Annotated in this window: 1 protein-coding gene; it reads right to left on the bottom strand. The window is 67.6% G+C overall.

Annotation, left to right across the window (positions count from 1 at the left end; all coding sequences use genetic code 11):
* On the bottom strand, positions 1 to 213 hold a 213-nt coding region (locus tag KJQ96_RS39880), incomplete at both ends, for an HAD hydrolase family protein (protein WP_213291309.1).

The raw sequence follows: 213 nt of genomic DNA, 5'->3' as shown, positions 1-213 counted from the left end.
CCACGAAGGTGCCCTTGTCATGACCGGGCGGCGTGACGTCGAGATAATAGGTCTGCGAGCGAACCGCGGTCGCCTCCCGGCCGACGGCCTCGCGCATCGCCACCTCGCAACGCTGCAACAGCTCGGCATCAGAACTGGCGCCGACGATCTTGCAGGCGTCCGCGAGATGCGGCGTGAAGTCGGCGACGATGGTCGGGTCCGCCTTGATGGCCC

The organism is Bradyrhizobium sp. sGM-13, from assembly GCF_018398875.1.
Classification (GTDB): domain Bacteria; phylum Pseudomonadota; class Alphaproteobacteria; order Rhizobiales; family Xanthobacteraceae; genus Bradyrhizobium.
Note: the sequence above shows the minus strand (reverse complement) of the source record. Positions and strands in the feature narration are given on the sequence as shown.